Source organism: Agromyces zhanjiangensis (assembly GCF_040496055.1).
Classification (GTDB): Bacteria; Actinomycetota; Actinomycetes; order Actinomycetales; family Microbacteriaceae; genus Agromyces; species Agromyces zhanjiangensis.
Window position 1 is genome coordinate 320,241 of record NZ_JBEPKB010000003.1, and the last position, 14,293, is coordinate 334,533.

Sequence of the window (14,293 nt, forward strand, 5' to 3'; positions counted from 1 at the left end):
CGCACATCTCGGTAGTCGTCGCCGATGACCGGGCCGGGCGTGCGCGGTGGACTGGGATCAGCTTCCCGCAGGGGCGGGAAGCAGGTCCGAGGGGGACACCATGAACACCGCGATCAGCACCACGCCGGCCTTCCACACCGGAGCCGCCCGGGTCGTGCGCCGGCTCGTCGCCGCGATCGGCGCGCGTCGCGACCGCCGCCGCTCGGCCGAACCGTCAGGGGCCGAACTCCACGAGCTGCGGTCCGAGGCGATGCGCCTGCGCGACGAGGCGCGCACGTCGGCGCGGTTCTCGCACGTCTTCTGACCGTTCCGGCGGTCGCGGCGCTCGGGCTCGCGACCGTGCGCCCCGGTCAGCCGCCGGCGAAGGGGGGCAGCACGTCGACCTGCGCGCCGAGCGGCGTCCCGGGGTCGCGCCGCACGACGCCGTCGACGAGGAAGGAGCCGTTGGCGACCACTCGCGCCATCGCCGGCCCGTACCGATCCACAAGGAGGTCGCGCAGCGCGCCGACCGTCGCGGGCCCGCCAGCGAGCTCGACCCGTTCCTCCTCCGCACCGGCGGCCTCGGCCGCCGCGGCGAAGTACCGAACGAGCACGGTCCGCACGCCCGTCGAGCCCAGCACCTCAGCCACCGATGCCTCCCATCGTCCGGACCGGTCGCACGAAGTCGACGTCGTCGATCCCGTGGCCGGCCTTCTTCGCCCACATCGCCGCGCGCCACCGGTCGGCGATCTCGTCGTCGGACGCGTCCGACCGCAGCAGCGCGCGCAGGTCGGTCTCGTCGTCGCCGAACAGGCACGAGCGGACCGAGCCCTCCGCAGTGAGCCGGGTGCGGTCGCACGCCCCGCAGAAGGGGCGGGTCACCGAGGCGATGATCCCGACCGTCGCCGGGCCGCCGTCGACGAGCCACTCCTCGGCGGGCGCCGCGGGGTCCTCGCGACCCACCGGCGTCAGCGCGAAGCGGCCGGCGAGCACCGCCAGCAGTTCGTCGGCGTCGACCATGTGCTCGCGCCGCCACGCCTCGTCGGCGTCGAGCGGCATCTGCTCGATGAAGCGGAGTCGGCATCCGTGCTCGATCGCCCACGCGAGGAGCGCGGGGGCGTCGTGCAGGGTCTGCCGCATCAGCACGGCGTTGACCTTCAGCGGGCCGAGGCCGGCGCGGTGCGCGCCCGCGATCCCGGCGAGCACGGCGGGCAGCCGATCGCGTCGCGTGAGCCTCGCGAAGTGCTCGCGGTCGAGGGTGTCGAGCGAGACGTTGACGCGCGTGAGCCCCGCGTCGCGCAGCGCCTCGGCGCGCTTGTCGAGCCCGATGCCGTTGGTCGTGAGCGCGAGCGGCGTACCCGGCGCCGCTTCGGCGCTGCGCCGAACGATCTCGACGAGGTCCCCGCGGGTCAGCGGCTCGCCACCCGTGAAGCGCACCTCGCGGATGCCGAGGTCGCGAACGGCGATGCCGACCAGCCTGCCGATCTCGTCGGCCGACAGGAGCTCGTCGCGCGGGATCACCGGCAGGCCCTCGGCCGGCATGCAGTACGTGCAGCGCAGCGAGCACGCCGACGTCACGGAGATCCGGAGGTCGTGCGCAACCCGCCCGAAGCGATCGACGAGCCCCGCGACGTCCGGTCGGCCGGCCATCGAGGGCACGTCGGCGCCGCCCCGGCGGACGGCCGGGATGCCGAGTGCGATGGCTGCCATGTCCCAACCCTACGCACCGGACCGGCGCGCGGGGCCGGTGGGACGTTTCGTGAAGATGACGACTCGGCGCAGCCGGTGACATCCGCCCCGGCCGTCACTATGGTGAGACCGTCGGGGAGGGGGCGTCATGTCGTTCATCACCAGGGGATTCACCGGTCGGAGCCGCGAACGGGACGATCGATTGCCGCCCGGTCAGACCCTCGTGGGCGATTTCCCGGTACTGTCGGCCGGGCCGACGCCCGACATCGACACCGCCGACTGGGAGTTCACGATCCGCACCGAGTCCGGTGCGCAGCACTCGTGGAACTGGGATCAGTTGATGGCGCTGCCGATCGAGGACGTCACGACCGACATCCACTGCGTCACGCACTGGTCGAAGCTCGGCACCGGATGGCGCGGGGTCGCCCTCGACACGCTGTTCGAGGGCGTCGACACCGACTACGCCTACACGATGGCGCACAGCTACGGCGGGTACACGACGAACGTGCCGCTCGACGACCTCCTCGACGGCAAGGCCTGGATCGCATTCGAGTTCGACGGCGAGCCGCTCGATCCCGAGCACGGCGGCCCCGCGCGGCTGCTCGTGCCCCACCTGTACTTCTGGAAGAGCGCGAAGTGGGTGCGCGGCCTCGAGATGATGGAGGACGACGGGCCCGGATTCTGGGAGCAGAACGGCTACCACCTCCGGGGCGATCCCTGGAAGGAGGAGCGGTACTGGTGAGCGACGCGACCACGGCGCCCTCGGTGCCGCGCGCGGGCTGGCACGTCGCGACGGTCGCGCGCACCAGCCGCGAGACCCCCAGTGCGGCCCGGCTCGAACTCGACGTCGACGGATGGCCCGGCAACGCGGCCGGGCAGCACCTCGACGTGCGGCTGACCGCCGAGGACGGCTACACGGCGACGCGCTCGTACTCCATCGCATCGGCGGGCGACGGCTCGCGGGTCGTGCTCGCCGTCGACGAGCTGCCCGACGGCGAGGTGTCGCCGTTCCTCGTGGAGGCCGTGCGAGCCGGCGACATGCTCGAGGTGCACGGTCCGCTCGGGGCGTTCTTCGTGTGGCGGCCGCGATCGATGGGCGGAGATTCACGGCCGGTGCAGCTCATCGCCGGTGGATCGGGCGTCGTGCCGCTCTTCGCGATGGCGCAGGCGCATGCGGACGCGGACGATCCGACGCCGTTCCGACTGCTGTACGCGGTTCGCACGCCCGACGACGTGTACTTCGCCGATGAGCTCGCGACGCTCGCCGCGGCGCGCTCGCCGTTGCGACTCGACGTCGTGTACTCGCGACGGACTCCCGCGGGCTGGCCGACCCCGGCGGGGCGCATCACCAAGGCGCAGCTCGCGGATGCCGCCATCCCGGCCGCCGATCGCCCGCTCGTGTACGTCTGCGGCTCCACCGGATTCGTCGAGCGGGTCGCGTCGTGGCTCATCGAACTCGGGCACGACCCCCACGACATCCGCACCGAGCGATTCGGAGGCACCTGATGACCGGGCACGTCGACGGCAACGCGATCGCCGGACCGCTCGCCGACTTCTTCTCGTTCGACATCACGACCGCGACCGGGCGCTGTCGCGCGTGCGGCACCGTCGCCGAGCTCGCCCGGGCGATGGTCTACGTCAGCGGCGCCGGCACGGTCGTGCGGTGTGCGACGTGCGACCATGTGCTCGCCGTCCTCGTCGACGCGGGCGACCGCGCGTGGATCGACTTCGGCGGCGTGACCGCCATCGAGGTGCGGCGGTAGCGGTGTGACGCTCGCCTCCGCGGTCGTGGGCGTCGCTACTCGGAGGTCCGCAGGGGCTCGAGGGCGGCGAGGACGAGGTCGAGGCCGAAGGTGAACTCCTCCGCCGGGTCGTAGCCCGCAGCGACGAGCGTCGCGGCGGACTCGCGGAGGTAGGGGAACTCGTCGGGGGGCAGCTGGGGCAGGTAGACGTCCTCGGTCATCTCCGCGAGCTCCGCGGCGGTGTCGAACGGCAGGCTGGCCTCCTGCAGCGCGTGCCCGTAGACATAGCTGTTGAGCAGCCAGTTGGCGTGCGTCGCCGCCACGACCGAGAAGCCGGCCGTGCGCAGGCAGGCGGTGAACGCCTCGCGATGGCGGAGGTTCGCCGGCCCCGGCGACGTCCGCGACTCCATGAGGCTGATCGCCCACGGGTGGCGTGCGAGGACCTGTCGGGTGGACACCGCCAGTTCACGCATCGCATGCTGCCAGTCGGACCCATCGGGCGGGAGCTCGATCTCGTCGAACACGACGTCGATCATGGCGTCGAGCAATTCCTCCTTGCTCGCCACGTAGTGGTAGAGCGACATCGCGCCGGCGCCGAGCACGACGGCGAGGCGGCGCATGCTGAGCCCGTCGACGCCTTCGCGGTCGGCGAGTCGGATCGCCTCGGCCACCACCCGCTGCGTGCTCAGCCCCGCGTCTGACGCGACCTGGCGTTGTTCCCTCACGGTCACCGGTCTCCTCGCTTGCTCGGACTGCTTGACAATCGTACAGCGTACGGGCATAGTACAGCGTACGACGTACGGTGTACGAACCAGCGGGAGTCGCTGGTCGGACGTGAGGAGGCCCCTGTGGGAATCGAACAGCGATCGGATGCCGAGGCGCACCTGGTGCGCGGGACGAGTCCCGCCGGGCCGGCGACGATGCGGGCCGCGGTGCAGCAGCGCTACGGCCCGCCCTCGGTGCTCGAGTCGGCCGAAGTCGGTGTCCCGCAGCCCGATCGGGCCGACGTGCTCGTCGAGGTGGGCGCGGCTTCGGTGCATCCCGGCGACTACTTCGTCATGACCGGTGAGCCGTACGTGGTTCGCCTCGTGTTCGGGCTCCGCCGGCCGCGCCATGGCATCCCGGGCATGGACCTCGCCGGGGTCGTGGCCGCGGTCGGGAAGGGCGTCACCGCACTCCGCCCCGGTGACGAGGTGTTCGGATGGAGCGCCAATGGAGCCCTCGCGGAGTACGCGTGCGTCCCGGCGGACAACCTCGTGTCCGTGCCCGGCAACCTGTCGATCGCGGAGGTGGCAGCGGTCCCCACCTCGGCGATGACGGCCTTGCAGGCACTGCGTGACATCGCGAACGTCCGACCGGGCCAGACGGTGCTGGTCACCGGTGCGTCGGGCGGCGTCGGCACCTTCGCCGTGCAGATCGCGAAGGCATCGGGCGCCGAGGTGACGGGGGTGTGCAGCACCCGCAACGCCGACCTGGTCCGCTCACTCGGTGCCGACCACATCGTCGACTACACGGAGACGGACTTCACCCGCACCGGGAGGCGGTACGACGTCATCCTCGACAACGTGGAAGCCCTGCCCCTGGCGGCCGTCCGCCGGGCACTGACGCCCACCGGCATCCTGATCCCCAACAGCGGGCGCGGCGGCCGCTGGCTCGGCCCCCTCCCGCGAATCGCGAAGGCGCGCATCCTCTCCGGGTTCACCCCCCAGCGCTTGAAGCCCTTCACGTCGCTCGCGAAGCGCCGGGACCTGCTCGCCCTCAGGCAGTTGCTCACGACCGGGCAGGTCACGCCCGTCATCGACCGCACCTACGCCCTCGACGACGCCGCCGACGCCCTCCGGTACGTCGGAGCCGGCCACACCCGAGGCAAGGTCGTGGTCACCGTCTGACGACCCGACCCGACCCGACCCGACGGACCTCCCCCTGCACCCGCACACCCTGACCTGCCGCCACTCCGGCGGACGGACCGCTCATCTCGAAAGGACGCACCGATGACCAACCGCACGAACACCCCGAACCGGCTCGACACCCCACCGATCCCGGTTCAGGCCAAGCTCGCCGCCGCATGGACGAGCTTCATGTTCCTCTACCTCTACGTCGACTACCTCCACCTCTACAGGCCCGGGGTGATCGACGACATCCTGGCCGGCGTCGTGTTCGAGTTCGACGTCAGCCCGGCGCTGCTGACCGGGTTCCTCGCGCTGATTTCGATCCCGGCCCTGATGGTGATGCTCTCCATGACGCTCCCCGCCCGGGTGAACCGCGCCACGAACCTCGTCGTGGCAGTGCTGTACATCCCCGTCACGGCGTTCAACGCGGTCGGCGAGACCTGGGACTGGTCCCCCTTCTACGCCCTGTCCATCGGACTCGAGGTCGTGCTCCTGGCCTTCATCCTGCGCTCCGCCTGGACGTGGCCCCGAACCTCCGCCGTCCCGTTCGATGCCGCGACGACCGACCGCCGACAGGAAGTCCGGCAGTAGGCATCCCTCCACGCAGCGTGCTCGACGGCATCGAGCACGTTGCGTCGCGGGACCGGCGAGGTCGGTGTCAGCCGCGGTACCACTCCTCGTCGATGCTCGCGAGGCGCGACGGCATCGTCTCGTCGCCGCGTCCGTAGAAGCGCTGGAAGTTCATGATCAGCGGCCGCCAGCGGTCGGGGTCGATGCGGTTCGCGTGCCCCGCCATGCGGAGCGACTCGACGACGTGCACCCGGGTGATGCCGAGCTCGACCGCGAGGAGGCTCGCGTCGGCCGCCGTCGCGGCGCCGCCCATGGGATGGATCGCGACGACCCGGCCCTCGAGGTGGACCGGGAACTCGGCCACTCGCGGCGGGGCGACCGTCTCGGACGCGATCGGTCGCACGCCCGCGGTGGCGAACTTGTCGCGCACGTGCCGGTAGCCCGCGGCGGCCTTGCGTTCGGAGACCGGGTCGCGACCGGTCGTGAGGGCGAGCCGGTCGACCGCGTCGACACCCTCGACCGAGGGAAGGTTGATGACCGCCTCGCCGTTCGCCAGCAGGTTGCGACCCGTCTGGCTGCGAGCCGCGACGCCGAGCACGGCGGTCTGTCCGAGCCACCACACCGACGAATTCGGCGCGAGGTTCGGATGCCCCGTCTCGTCGACGGTCGAGAGCAGGGACACCTGGGTGCCGAAGTAGAGGATGGCCGGCGAGATCGCCGTGTGCCGGGCGCCGCGTACGTGCGAATCGAGCGAAGTGAGGGTTCCCATGGGCCGCCTTCCTGGTGCGGACTCCAGCATCGCGGTGCGCGCGCCGTGGATCCGGCGGTTTCCGGACATGGCTGGTTGCGGCCGCTGCGCACGGTCAGAGGTCGAGGAAGTCGCCGAGCCACATCCGCACGGCTGCGAGGCACTCGGTCGAGACCTGACCCGTACTCTTCGTGAGCCGGTCACGGGAGAGGGCGATGCCCAGGCGATTGCACCGGGCGCGAGTTCCGCCTCGGTCACGACGGGCGGGTCACCGCAGGTTCGATGCGATCGCGAGCCACCAGACCGGGAACGCGATCCAGGCGAGCCCGCCGAGCACGACCGCGACCCCGAACAGCGTGGAGCGGAGCGCTGAGCCGTCGGCGGCGAGGAACCCGATGCCCCCGGCGATCACCGCGACGACCAGGGCGGCGGCGATCGCGATGGCGAGGGCGGCGAGCCACGCGGGGAGCACTCCGGCATCGCGGGCGACGACTGCCGCGACCGCGGCCCACGCGAAGGCCACGACGGTCGCGACGACCGACACGATGGTCTGGGCCTGCAGGTCGGCGAGCCCGCCGAGCATGAGCAGCGTCACGACCGCGATCGCCGCCGCGCCGATGCAGGCGAGCACCGTGAGCGCCCACAGCCACGGCCCGGCCGTGAGGTAGCGGGCGAGCAGCACCATCGCGACGATCCACGGCACGGCGCCGATGACCGCGAGCCAGTCGTTGACCGGGCCGAGCCAGGACCACCTCGGCTGAGGCGTGGAGAACGGCGCCGCGAGGGCGAAGAACAGCACGAGCGCGACGAGGGCCGCGAGGCTGACGAACCCCTGCAGTCCCGCCCAGATTCGCACCTGTTCGGTTCCGGCCGCGCTGCCCATGGCGATGTCCGTCATCCCGCCTCCCGGAGGGGTCCTTCGACTCCATCGTCCTCCGATTCGGGAACGATGTCAGCTATCGCCTGTCGCCGGTCCCGGTCGCCGCGGCCCGTGGAAGGCTGACGGCATGTGGATCGGGTGGATCGAGTTCGACCTGCTGCTCGGCGACGTGCACTCGCTGAAGGAGAAGCGCGCCGTCGTCCGGCCGATCCTCGCCGAGCTGCGGCGCGCGACCGAGGCCTCCGTCGCCGAGGTCGGTGCCCACGACCTGCTCCGCAGGGCCGAGCTCGGCGTCGCGGTCGCGGCGGCCTCGGCGGACCGGGCCACCGAGGTGCTCGACCGTGCCGAGCGGCTCGTGGCGGCTCGCCCCGAGGTGACGCTTCTCGCCGCGCACCGGCGGCTTCGCCGCAGCGACGACGACTGACGTGCCGCCGGGTCCCGATCAGGCGACGTGCACGCCGTCCTTCCAGGTCTCCGCGACGATCGGCACGCCGGGTCGGTACGCGAGGTGCACGTGGCTCGGGGCGTCGAGCACCGCCAGATCGGCGCGCATGCCCGGCCGGAGGGCACCGACGTCCGTCCGCCGCAGCGCGGCCGCACCGCCCTCGGTCGAGGCCCACACGGCCTCGGCCGGGGTCATGCCCATGTCGCGCACCGCGACGGCGATGCAGAACGGCATCGAGCTCGTGAAGCTCGAGCCGGGGTTGCAGTCGCTCGCGAGCGCGACGGTCACGCCCGCGTCGATGAGCCGGCGGGCGTCGGGGTAGGGCTGACGCGTCGAGAACTCGACGCCCGGCAGCAGCGTCGCCACGGTCGACGAGCCCGCGAGGGCCGCGACGTCTTCGTCGGCCAGGTAGGTGCAATGGTCGACGGATGCCGCGCCGAGCTCGACCGCGAGGCGGACGCCCGGGCCCTCGCCGAGCTGGTTCCCGTGCACACGCACTCCGAGCCCGGCAGCACGCCCGGCCTCGAGCACGCGCCGCGACTGCGACTCCGTGAACGCGCCCCGCTCGCAGAACGCGTCGACCCACCGCGAGTGCGGCGCACACGCCTCGAGCATCTCGCCGACGACCACGTCGACGTAGGCGTCGGCACCCGGGCCGTCGGGTTCACGGAACTCGAACGGCACCACATGCGCGCCGAGGAATGTGACCTCGTCGGTGACCTCCGCTGCGAGCCGGGCGAGCCTCGCCTCATCGGCGGCGCTGAGCCCGTAGCCGGTCTTGATCTCGAAGGTCGTCGTGCCCTGCCGGTGCAGCTCCTCGACGAATCCGGCCAGGCGGGCGCGCAGCTCGCCGTCGGTGGCGGCGCGCGTCGCCGCGACGGTCGAGCGGATGCCCCCGGCTTCGTATGCTCGTCCGGCCATACGTGCGGCGAACTCCTCGGCCCGGTCGCCGCCGAACACCAGGTGCGTGTGGCTGTCGACGAAGCCAGGGATCACGGCCCGGCCACCGAGGTCGACGACCTCGACCTCGGCCTCGACGGGCGCGTGGACCGCCGGTCCGACCCACGCGACGCGGCCGTCCTCGACGAGGATCGCCGCGTCGCGCACGATGCCGAGCGGTCCGCTCGAGCGTCCGTCGGCCGGGTCGTTCGTGACGAGCTCGCCGATGTTCGTCAGGAGCATACGCCGCACCGCAAGGCCGTCCGTCATGCGTCCATCATGGGCACGTTGAGGCCGCGCTCGCGCGCCACCTCGACGGCGCGGTCGTACCCCGCGTCGACGTGCCGCATGACACCCGTGCCGGGGTCGTTCACCAGCACGCGCGCGATCTTCTCGGCCGCGAGGTCGGTGCCGTCGGCGACCACGACCTGGCCGGCGTGGATCGAGCGGCCGATGCCGACGCCGCCGCCGTGGTGGATCGAGACCCACGTCGCACCGGAGGCGGTGTTGAGCAGCGCGTTCAGCAGCGGCCAGTCGGCGATCGCGTCGGAGCCGTCGGCCATGGCCTCGGTCTCGCGGTACGGCGAGGCGACGGAGCCCGAGTCGAGGTGGTCGCGGCCGATCACGATCGGCGCCGACAGCTCGCCCGAGGCGACCATCTCGTTGAACTTCAGGCCCGCGAGGTGCCGCTCCTTGTAGCCGAGCCAGCAGATGCGTGCGGGAAGCCCCTCGAAGTGGACCTTCTCGCCGGCCTGCTCGATCCAGCGGCGCAGGTGCGCGTCTTCCGGGAACAGCTCGAGGATGGCGCGGTCGGTCGCCGCGATGTCGGCCGGGTCGCCCGAGAGCGCCGCCCATCGGAACGGGCCCTTGCCCTCGGCGAACAGCGGCCGGATGTAGGCCGGCACGAAGCCGGGGAAGTCGAAGGCGTGCTCGTAGCCGCCGAGCTCGGCCTCGCGGCGGATCGAGTTGCCGTAGTCGAACACCTCGGCTCCGCGCGCCTGGAAGCCGACCATCGCCTCGACGTGCGTGGCCATGGACTTCCGCGACAGCTCCGTGAACTCGGCCGGGTCGGAGGCCGCGAGCGCGTGCCACTCCGCGACCGACACGCCCTCGGGCAGGTACGACAGCGGGTCGTGCGCGCTGGTCTGGTCGGTCACGATGTCGATCGCGACCCCGCGCTCGAGCAGTTCGGGGAACACGGATGCCGCGTTGCCGACGACGCCCACGCTGAGCGCCTCACCGGCGGCCTTCGCGGCGAGGACGCGCTCGACCGCGGCATCGAGCGACGGCGCGACCTCGTCGAGGTAGCCGTGCTCGACGCGACGCGTCAGGCGCGTCTCGTCCACGTCGACGATGAGCACGGCGCCGCCGTTCAGCGTGACCGCGAGCGGCTGTGCGCCGCCCATCCCGCCGCAGCCGGCGGTGAGGGTCAGGGTGCCGGCGAGCGACGCGACGGCGACCTCGTCGGCCGAGGCGCCGCGCTTCGCGGCCAGCGAGCGGGCGACGGCGCCGAAGGTCTCGTACGTGCCCTGCAGGATGCCCTGCGTGCCGATGTAGATCCACGAGCCGGCCGTCATCTGGCCGTACATGGTGAGGCCGAGCTGCTCGAGGCGGCGGAACTCGGGCCAGGTCGCCCAGTCGCCGACGAGGTTCGAGTTGGCGATGAGCACGCGGGGCGCCCACTCGTGCGTGCGGAACACGCCGACCGGCTTGCCGGACTGCACGAGCAGCGTCTCGTCGGGCTCGAGCTCGCGCAGCGTGCGCGTGATCGCGTCGAACGCCTCCCAGCTGCGGGCGGCCTTGCCGGTGCCGCCGTAGACGATCAGGTCTTCAGGGCGCTCGGCGACCTCGGGGTCGAGGTTGTTCATGAGCATGCGCAGCGGCGCCTCGGTCTGCCAGCTCTTCGCCGAGAGCTCGGTGCCGTGGGCGGCGCGGACGGTGCGGGGGCCGGCGACGTCGTCGGCCTCGATGGGTGCGGCGGTGGTCATGTTCCGATCCCACACCCTCGCGGGGGCGTCGACAACGGATGCCGCGGGGCTGGCGTCCGGGATCCCGGACAGACCGACGCTGAGCCTCGGAGGATCCGTCGCGGGCTCGCCCCGCGGCCGCGGGCTCAGCCGAGTCGGACGCCGCGAGCCGCCATGAACGGGATCGCGTCGGTCGCCGTGCCGTCGAGCCGGACCTCGTAGTGGAGGTGGCAGCCGGTGGAGGCGCCGGTGCTGCCGACCGCGCCGATCAGCTCGCCGGCCTCGACCACCTGGCCCACTTCGACGAGGATGCCGCCGTCGCGCAGGTGCGCGTAGCCCGTCGTGACGCCGTCGCCGTGGTTGATCAGGATCCAGTTGCCGTACGAGCCGTTCGGGCCGGCCGCGACCACGACGCCGCCGGTCGCCGCGAAGACGCCCGTACCGCACTGCGCGGCGAGGTCGGTGCCGCGGTGGAACTCGTTCACGCCGGGCAGCGGCTTGTCGGGCCGCGGTCCGAAGCCGTCGGTGATCGAGCCGAACACGGGCGAGGCCCATCCCTGCTCGCTCAGCTGGCCGGCGTCGATCGGGATGCTCTCGAAGGTCGAGACCACGTCGGAGGCGGCGAGTCGCGTCTGCGCGCCGTTCAGGGCGGCGCGAGCCGCGGCCACGACGCCTTCGGCCACCACCACGTCGTTCTCGAACTCGTCGATCGGGATGGCGTCGACGGCCTCCCAGGCGGCGGCGGCGCGATCCTCGGCCGCGGTCGCGTCGGCGTCGCGACGTTCGGCGATCGCCCGGAGCCGTTCGGAGTCGCCGGCGAGCTTCTGCACGCGCTCCATTCCCGCGAGGCCGGCGAGCAGGTCCTTGCCGGAGCCCATCGCGGCGGCCATCGAGCGCAGCGCCGCGCCGTCGCCCTCGACTGCGTCGAGGTAGACGCTCGCCGCAGTCTCCGCGACGTGCCGCGCCTCCTCCGCCTGCTCGTCGAGTCGCTCGGCGACGGCGCGCGCCACGGCGCGCGTGCTGCGAGCGGAGGCGAGCGCGGACTCGGCGCTCCGGAGGTCCGTCATCGCCCGGTCGAGCTTGGTCCGGAGTCCGGCGACCGCCGCGGTCTGCGAGTCGGCCGTGCCGACCGTCCGGACCCGGAGCATCTGCGCGACCGGGCCGTCGCCGACGAGCACGAAGGGCGCCGAGACGCCGGTGCCGTACGGGGTGGGCGTCGGAGTCGCGCTGGGCGAGGGTGTCGGGGTGGGCGTCGGGGTGGGCGTGGGAGTCGGGGTGGGCGTCGGCGTGGGAGTCGGGGTGGGCGTGGGAGCCGGCGTCGGCTCGGGGTCGGGCGTCGGTTCCGGCGTGGGAGTCGGGGTCGGTTCCGGCGTGGGCGTCGGGGTCGGCTCCGGGGTCGGCTCGGGGTCGGGCGTCGGGTCCGGCGACGGCGCGGGATCCGTCGGCGCCGGTTCCTCCGTGGGCGTCGGCTCCGGGGTCGGATCGGCGGTCGCGTCAGCGGTGGAATCCGAGGTCGACGTCGAGTCTTCCGCCCCGCTCGTGACGGTCGTGGTGTCGAGTTCCTCCGCGCTCGCGGGGGCGACGGCGGACATGCCGAACAAGAGGCCACCGGCGATCACGGCGATCGCAGCGGTGCACCTCCGAGCGGGCCTCACTCGGAACGGGTCTCGCTCATCGTCGTCTCGGGTATGGAACATAGGGCTTCCTGGGTCCGGCAACCATGCCGGCACCCCCCAAGTCTGCCCTGTTCCGTGAACCGCGCACAAGCGGACCGTCTCATCCGACGGTCCCCCGTTCGGGGCGCACCGTGCGCGCGCGTCAGGCGAGCGCGGCGACGGCGCCCGCGCGACCGACCACGGCGCCCGATCGGACCGCGTCGACGACGCGCTCGATCTCGGGCGAGAGGAAGCGATCCTCGCCGGGAACGCCGCCGATCGAGGCGACGAGATCGACGACGACGCCGGTCGCCGCGCCGGGCTCGAGGGGCGCGCGGAGCGCGAGGCCGCGGGCGGCCGTCATGACCTCGATCGCGACGACCCGCGTGAGCCCGTCGAGCGCGCGACGGAGCTTTCGCGCGGCCGCCCAGCCCATCGACACGTGGTCCTCCTGCATGGCGGACGACGGGATCGAGTCGACCGACGCGGGTGCGGCGAGGCGCTTGAGCTCCGACACGATCCCCGCGGCGGTGTACTGCGCGATCATGAGCCCCGAATCGACGCCGACCTCGTGCGCGAGGAACGGCGGCAGCCCGTGGTTGCGGGCCTTGTCGAGGAACCGGTCGGTGCGGCGCTCGCTCATCGACGCGACATCCGCCACCGCGATCGCGAGGAAGTCGAGCACGTACGCGACGGGCGCGCCGTGGAAGTTGCCGTTCGACTCGACCCGGCCGTCGGGGGTCAGCACCGGGTTGTCGACCGCACTCGCGAGCTCGGCCTCGGCGACGGATGCCGCGTGCGCGACCGTGTCGCGCGCGGCGCCGTGCACCTGGGGAGCGCAGCGCAGCGAGTACGCGTCCTGCACGCGCGTGCACTCCGGCCCCTTGTGGCTCGCGACGATCGGCGAGCCCGCGAGGACGTTCCGGATGTTGGCGGCCGAGACCGCCTGGCCGCGCTGCGGCCGGAGCGCGTGCAGGTCGGCGGCGAACACGGCGTCGGTACCCATCAGCCCCTCGACGCTCATCGCCGCGGCGACGTCGGCGGTCGCGAGCAGCATCCGCAGGTCGTGGATCGCGAGCGCGAGCATGCCGAGCATGCCGTCGGTGCCGTTGATGAGGGCGAGGCCCTCCTTCTCGCCGAGGTGCAGCGGCGCGATTCCGGCCGCGGCGAGGGCGGAGGCGGCATCCGTCGGCGCCGTGTGCGAGCCCTCGGACTCGGTGCCGCGCACGCGCACCTCGCCCTCGCCCATCGCGACGAGCGCGCAGTGCGCGAGCGGAGCGAGGTCGCCCGAGCAGCCGAGCGAGCCGTATTCGCGGACCACCGGCGTGATGCCGGCGTTCAGGATCGCGGCGTAGGTCTCTGCGGTCGCGCGGCGCACGCCCGTGCGGCCCGTCATGAGCGTCGAGAGGCGGAGCAGCATGAGCGCGCGCACGACCTCGCGCTCGACCTCGGGCCCGGAGCCGGCGGCGTGCGAGCGGACGAGGCTCGCCTGCAGCTGCGCGCGGCGGTCCTCGGCGATGAAGGTCGTGGCGAGCGCGCCGAAGCCCGTCGAGATGCCGTAGTGCGGCTGCGGGTCGGCGGCCAGGTCGTCGATGATCGCGCGGCTCGCGGCGACCGCGTCGAGCGCGGCGGGGTCGAGCTCGACGCGGGCGTCGTGGCGTGCGACGGCGACGACGTCGTCGATCGTGAGCGGTCCGATGCCGACGGTGACGGATGCCGCGGTGCGGGCGGGTGCGGGCGCGATGGTGCTCATACGTCCGATTCCACACCGTTCCCGCGCGCTCCGGGAC

16 protein-coding genes are annotated in these 14,293 nt (G+C 72.8%); 7 read left to right on the top strand and 9 right to left on the bottom strand.

Annotated features, from left to right (window positions below; translation table 11 throughout):
- The first annotated feature begins 100 nt into the window (after positions 1 to 100).
- The gene (locus ABME02_RS07780; protein WP_353814706.1) at positions 101 to 304 is read left to right on the top strand and encodes a hypothetical protein; all 204 of its coding nucleotides are present in this window, start codon (positions 101 to 103) and stop codon (positions 302 to 304) included.
- A 46-nt stretch (positions 305 to 350) separates the two neighbouring features.
- On the opposite strand, the gene ABME02_RS07785 is transcribed toward ABME02_RS07780, so the two are convergent.
- Both ABME02_RS07785 and moaA read right to left on the bottom strand, forming a co-directional pair.
- Positions 351 to 629 carry a MoaD/ThiS family protein gene (locus ABME02_RS07785; protein WP_436408246.1) on the bottom strand — a complete coding sequence of 93 codons (279 nt, stop codon included), beginning with the start codon at positions 627 to 629 and terminating at the stop codon, positions 351 to 353.
- A complete protein-coding gene (moaA, locus tag ABME02_RS07790; protein WP_353814708.1) occupies positions 622 to 1,689 on the bottom strand; it encodes a GTP 3',8-cyclase MoaA in 1,068 nt (355 codons plus the stop codon). The genes ABME02_RS07785 and moaA overlap by 8 nt, the downstream gene beginning before the upstream one ends.
- 127 nt (positions 1,690 to 1,816) lie before the next feature.
- Between moaA and ABME02_RS07795 the strand changes: the two genes are divergently transcribed.
- From ABME02_RS07795 to ABME02_RS07805, 3 genes are read left to right on the top strand one after another with little or no spacing between them, the layout of a single operon-like run.
- The gene (locus ABME02_RS07795; protein WP_353814710.1) at positions 1,817 to 2,410 is read left to right on the top strand and encodes a sulfite oxidase-like oxidoreductase; all 594 of its coding nucleotides are present in this window, start codon (positions 1,817 to 1,819) and stop codon (positions 2,408 to 2,410) included.
- Positions 2,407 to 3,174 (top strand): ferredoxin reductase, encoded by a 768-nt coding sequence (locus ABME02_RS07800; protein ID WP_353814711.1) that lies wholly within the window; start codon positions 2,407 to 2,409, stop codon positions 3,172 to 3,174. The genes ABME02_RS07795 and ABME02_RS07800 overlap by 4 nt, the downstream gene beginning before the upstream one ends.
- Positions 3,174 to 3,431, top strand: coding sequence for a DUF6510 family protein (locus tag ABME02_RS07805; protein WP_353814712.1), 258 nt, complete (start codon positions 3,174 to 3,176; stop codon positions 3,429 to 3,431). The genes ABME02_RS07800 and ABME02_RS07805 overlap by 1 nt, the downstream gene beginning before the upstream one ends.
- A gap of 35 nt (positions 3,432 to 3,466) precedes the next feature.
- On the opposite strand, the gene ABME02_RS07810 is transcribed toward ABME02_RS07805, so the two are convergent.
- Positions 3,467 to 4,135, bottom strand: coding sequence for a TetR/AcrR family transcriptional regulator (locus ABME02_RS07810; RefSeq protein WP_353814713.1), 669 nt, complete (start codon positions 4,133 to 4,135; stop codon positions 3,467 to 3,469).
- A 123-nt stretch (positions 4,136 to 4,258) separates the two neighbouring features.
- Between ABME02_RS07810 and ABME02_RS07815 the strand changes: the two genes are divergently transcribed.
- Both ABME02_RS07815 and ABME02_RS07820 read left to right on the top strand, forming a co-directional pair.
- The gene (locus ABME02_RS07815) at positions 4,259 to 5,299 is read left to right on the top strand and encodes an NAD(P)-dependent alcohol dehydrogenase (RefSeq protein ID WP_353814714.1); all 1,041 of its coding nucleotides are present in this window, start codon (positions 4,259 to 4,261) and stop codon (positions 5,297 to 5,299) included.
- A 102-nt stretch (positions 5,300 to 5,401) separates the two neighbouring features.
- Positions 5,402 to 5,890, top strand: coding sequence for a DUF6326 family protein (locus ABME02_RS07820; protein ID WP_353814715.1), 489 nt, complete (start codon positions 5,402 to 5,404; stop codon positions 5,888 to 5,890).
- Positions 5,891 to 5,957: 67 nt separating this feature from the next.
- Here ABME02_RS07820 and ABME02_RS07825 read toward each other — a convergent pair whose 3' ends face one another.
- Positions 5,958 to 6,638 (bottom strand): flavin reductase family protein, encoded by a 681-nt coding sequence (locus ABME02_RS07825; RefSeq protein WP_353814716.1) that lies wholly within the window; start codon positions 6,636 to 6,638, stop codon positions 5,958 to 5,960.
- Positions 6,639 to 6,885: 247 nt separating this feature from the next.
- Positions 6,886 to 7,515 carry a hypothetical protein gene (locus ABME02_RS07830; protein ID WP_353814717.1) on the bottom strand — a complete coding sequence of 210 codons (630 nt, stop codon included), beginning with the start codon at positions 7,513 to 7,515 and terminating at the stop codon, positions 6,886 to 6,888.
- A 109-nt stretch (positions 7,516 to 7,624) separates the two neighbouring features.
- On the opposite strand from ABME02_RS07830, the gene ABME02_RS07835 reads away from it, so the two are divergent.
- Positions 7,625 to 7,921: a DUF503 domain-containing protein gene (locus ABME02_RS07835; protein ID WP_353814718.1), complete on the top strand. Its 297-nt coding sequence runs from the start codon at positions 7,625 to 7,627 to the stop codon at positions 7,919 to 7,921.
- An 18-nt stretch (positions 7,922 to 7,939) separates the two neighbouring features.
- Here the strand turns inward: ABME02_RS07835 and hutI are convergent, their stop codons facing one another.
- From hutI to hutH, 4 genes are all read right to left on the bottom strand, one after another.
- Positions 7,940 to 9,151 carry an imidazolonepropionase gene (gene hutI, locus ABME02_RS07840; RefSeq protein ID WP_353814719.1) on the bottom strand — a complete coding sequence of 404 codons (1,212 nt, stop codon included), beginning with the start codon at positions 9,149 to 9,151 and terminating at the stop codon, positions 7,940 to 7,942.
- A complete protein-coding gene (gene hutU, locus ABME02_RS07845; RefSeq protein WP_353814720.1) occupies positions 9,148 to 10,869 on the bottom strand; it encodes a urocanate hydratase in 1,722 nt (573 codons plus the stop codon). The genes hutI and hutU overlap by 4 nt, the downstream gene beginning before the upstream one ends.
- Positions 10,870 to 10,994: 125 nt before the next feature.
- Positions 10,995 to 12,440 carry a M23 family metallopeptidase gene (locus ABME02_RS07850; RefSeq protein ID WP_353814721.1) on the bottom strand — a complete coding sequence of 482 codons (1,446 nt, stop codon included), beginning with the start codon at positions 12,438 to 12,440 and terminating at the stop codon, positions 10,995 to 10,997.
- A gap of 226 nt (positions 12,441 to 12,666) precedes the next feature.
- A complete protein-coding gene (gene hutH, locus ABME02_RS07855; protein WP_353814722.1) occupies positions 12,667 to 14,256 on the bottom strand; it encodes a histidine ammonia-lyase in 1,590 nt (529 codons plus the stop codon).
- Positions 14,257 to 14,293: the final 37 nt, after the last annotated feature.